3 protein-coding genes and 1 pseudogene are annotated in these 3631 nt (G+C 67.9%); 3 read left to right on the top strand and 1 reads right to left on the bottom strand.

The annotated features are described in order from the left end of the window. From WCB02_RS03645 to WCB02_RS03635, 3 genes and pseudogenes are all read left to right on the top strand, one after another. Positions 1-507 (top strand): annotated as a pseudogene (locus WCB02_RS03645) (hypothetical protein); the annotation flags it as partial. Continuing rightward, positions 504-953, top strand: coding sequence for a DoxX family protein (locus tag WCB02_RS03640; protein WP_423956475.1), 450 nt, complete (start codon positions 504-506; stop codon positions 951-953). The pseudogene WCB02_RS03645 and the gene WCB02_RS03640, both read left to right, overlap by 4 nt. Before the next feature lie 106 nt (positions 954-1059). Beyond that, on the top strand, positions 1060-1959 hold the full coding sequence (locus tag WCB02_RS03635) for an efflux RND transporter periplasmic adaptor subunit (RefSeq protein ID WP_423956474.1): 900 nt from the start codon (positions 1060-1062) through the stop codon (positions 1957-1959). A gap of 189 nt (positions 1960-2148) precedes the next feature. On the opposite strand, the gene WCB02_RS03630 is transcribed toward WCB02_RS03635, so the two are convergent. Then, positions 2149-3003: a caspase family protein gene (locus tag WCB02_RS03630; RefSeq protein WP_423956473.1), complete on the bottom strand. Its 855-nt coding sequence runs from the start codon at positions 3001-3003 to the stop codon at positions 2149-2151. Between the last annotated feature and the right edge of the window lie 628 nt (positions 3004-3631).

Here is a 3631-nt window from a genome sequence, read left to right as displayed (position 1 = left end):
CCCGCCGCCTCGCTGCCCTATCTGCCAGACGTCGCGGAACTGGAATGGGCGGTCAGCCGCGCGCTGCATGCCCCCGATGCCGAGCGGCTCGATCCCGCCCGGCTCGCCGAAGTCGCACCCGAGGATTGCGGGCGGCTTCGCCTGATCGCCGAGCCGTCGCTCGGCCTGCTGCATCTCAGGCATCCGGCCGATGCGATCTGGCGCGCCGTGCTGGCCGGCGACGACGCCGGACGTGACGGTGGACTCGACGTTGGACTCGGCGCGATCGATCCCGGCTCGGGCGAGGTGTTTGTCCTGATCGAACGCACCATCGCGGGCGTCACCGTCGCGCGGCTGCCGGCCGCGCATTGGCGCTTGCTGGCCGGACTGTGCGCGGGACGGCCGATCGAGGAGGCGATCGATCCGGATTGCGAGGTCGACGTCACGCTCGCGCTGGCCGAGCATCTGTCGCGGGGACGCTTCACCGGCTTCGCGTTCACCCCGGCATTGCGGGAGACCGGATCATGATCGCGACGATCCGCCGCCTGCGCGGCGCGCTGGACGCTGTCCCCTACAGCCTGCTCGCGCTGCCGCTGCGCTTCGCCATTGCCACCGTGTTCTGGAATTCGGCGATGACCAAGCTTGCGAACTGGGACACCGCGCTGTCGCTGTTCTCCGACGAGTACCAGCTGCCCCTGATCCCACCCGAGATCGCGGCCTCCATCGCCGTCAGCATCGAGCTGACCACGCCGGTGCTGCTGGTGCTCGGCCTGATGACGCGCCCGGCGGCGCTGGTGCTGCTCGGCATGACCGCGACCATCGAGATCTTCGTCTATCCGCAGGCGTGGCCGACGCACATTCAGTGGGCCGCCATGCTGCTGGTGCTGTTGTGCCGCGGCGCCGGCGCGGCCTCGCTCGACCATCTGCTGGCGCGCTGGTCCCGGCTCGATCCGGCGCCGACATCGGCCAAGTGACATCAGCCAAGTGACATCGGCCAAATGACGGCGGCGGCGCGCGCCGGTTGGCGCGTCCGCCGGCCATCTGGTATCGGTGATGCCCTTAACCGTGTCAGGATTGCCGATGATCGATTTCCGCCCGCGCGACCTTTGCCGCAAGATGCCCGCCGCCCTGATCGCAACCGGCCTTCTCGGCCTCGCTGCGTCCGCCGCCTTCGCCGAGGACGACGACGTCCCGCCCTATGCGCCGGCGGTGACGGTGCTGAAGGCGTCGAAATCCTGCTTCTCCGCCATCGTCGAGGTCTCCGGCATCGTCAGGCCGCGGGAGGAGACGGCGGTGCGTCCCGAGCGGCAGGGGCTGAAGGTCGCGGAAGTCATGGCCGATGCCGGGGAGAACGTTACCGCCGGCCAGACGCTGGCGCGGTTGCTGCTGCCCGAAGGCGGTTTCGTCATGGTGCAGGCGCCGGTCGCCGGCGTGATCTCGACATCGAGCGCGGTGATCGGCGCGATCGCCTCCGGCCGCGGCGAGGCGCTGTTCAGCATCATCGCGCGGAGCGAATACGACCTGGTCGGGCTGGTGCCGACCGAGGACATCGGCAAGCTCGCGGTCAACCAGGCCGCCAATGTCAGCGTGATCGGCGACGGCGACTTCGACGGAAAAGTGCGCCGGGTGGCGCCGACGGTCGAGCCCAACAGCCAGCTCGGCCAGGTCTTCATCGCTCTCACCACGCCGCGGCGGTTCCTGGTCAATACCTCGGGCCGGGCGCTGATCAAGACCGGGCAGAGCTGCGGCGTGTCGGTGCCGCTGACCGCGGTGCAATACGGCTCGTTCGGCACCGTGGTACAGGTGGTGCGACGCGATCGCATCGAGACCCACAAGGTCGAGGTCGGGCTGATGTCCGGCGGCCAGATCGAAATCCGCGACGGCCTCAACGAAGGCGACGACGTGGTGGCGCGGGCCGGCGCGCTGCTGCGCGAAGGTGACCCGGTGCGGCCGGTGATGGCGAGCGCGGAGGCGAAGTGAGGGGCGGGGCCGATTGGGCCGTCACTGCGAGATGGCGGCGGGGCCAAAGCAATCCGCACTTGCTTTGCGGCACGATGGATTGCTTCGCGGAGCCTGTCATCGGGCGCGCATTCGCGACCGGGTTGCTCGCAATAACGGAGTTTGGGGGACCGCTTTGGGACTCGCCCGCCGCCGTTTCGGCGTTCGGCCTCAGCTGCCGGCGTTTTCCGTGGTGCCGAAGCGGACGTCTTCGAGCAGCGAGGAAGACACGCTGGGCACCTGCTCGCCGTCGGAGGCGCGGGAGATGGCGACGCGGGTCTTGTTGAAGGCGGTTTCGGCGCCGCGCTCGCCCAGATGGTTGAGCAGCTCGGCGACCAGCACGCTGTCCTGGCCAGTGGAATCCTCGACCACCTTGCCGGGCGTCGCCGACGACAGCACCAGCGCATTGTCGGGTGCGTTGATGGGCGCGAGCCCGTGGGAGAAGGCGCGGAAGCGGCGCTCATAGGGGTTGCGGCGGGAGGCGTCGATCACGACCAGCTTGGCGCGGGCGCCCTGCGCCTTCATCACGTCGAGCACCGATTCGATGCTGACGCCCTCGCGGCGGACGTCGCCTTCCTTCCAGATCGTGGCGTCGACGGGAATCATGAAACTCTCGCGGCCGGCCTGCACGCCATAGCCGCCGAAGAACAGCAGCACCACCGAATTGGGCTTGACCCGCGCCTTCAGCCGCTCGACCGCGCGCGCCATGTCGTCCTTGCTGGCGTCCTCGACCACGTCGACATCGAAACCGTTGCCGCGCAGCGCCGCCGACAGCGCGCGCGCATCGTTGATCGGCTGCCCCAGCGGCGCGGCAGCATCCGGATAGTGGCCGTTGCCAATCACCAGCGCGATGCGGGATTCGCGCTTGACCGTGTCAGCGCCCTGCTCGGTCGCGACCGCCTTGGCTGCATCCAGCGCGCGCTTGTTCAGCGCGGCATGGGCGCCGATCGCCAGCGACACCGTCATGACCAGCGCGCCAGCGATGGCAGTCGAACGGCGGGAGAGACGCATCGGCGTTGCATTCATCACGGTCATTCCTGGTCGGTGCGCAAATCTTCACCGGTGACGCGCTGGTGGACGCGCCAAGGTTTCCGAAGATCTGCGGGATGGTCCGAAGGTGGTGTCGTCAAATTGCGCACAATTTGCGGCGCCGCAACAAACAAAGCCTTAACCTGACTGCAGGTGCGGCGGCAACACCTAACCACCATGCCGATACAAATAATTGATAATAATAGGATATTTGGATCGACCCAGGCATCGGCTTCATCCCCCGGCCACTACCTTTGCAGCGATTGTGGCGCTGAGGCCACGTCGGCGGCCGTGATCCCGGTCACATTGCCCGTCACCGGGCATCATATTCCACCGCCGATTTTGTGTTTTCTGCCCATTCGTATAGCGTCTGTTCACTCGCAGGTTTCGGGCCGGTCGCCACCGCCAGCGCGCGGAGGTGCGGTCCATGGGGGCGATGCGGGGGGGGCGTGCGGGACAAAGAGTCACATGGGTTTTGAGACGATCGCCGGGGCCTATCGCGCGCTGACGGCCCGCAAGCTTGGCCCGTCGCTATATGACCTCTGCGATCCCCTGCTGCTCGGCGCGCCCGGCGGCGACCCGCATCTGGCGAAATTCTATAAGACCGCGCTCGGCAATCCGGCGC

The sequence above is a fragment of the Bradyrhizobium sp. genome (genome assembly GCF_049581145.1).
In the GTDB taxonomy this organism is placed as follows: Bacteria; Pseudomonadota; Alphaproteobacteria; order Rhizobiales; family Xanthobacteraceae; genus Bradyrhizobium.
The sequence above is the reverse complement of the archived record's forward strand: the minus strand, read 5'-3'. Positions and strand labels throughout refer to the sequence as shown.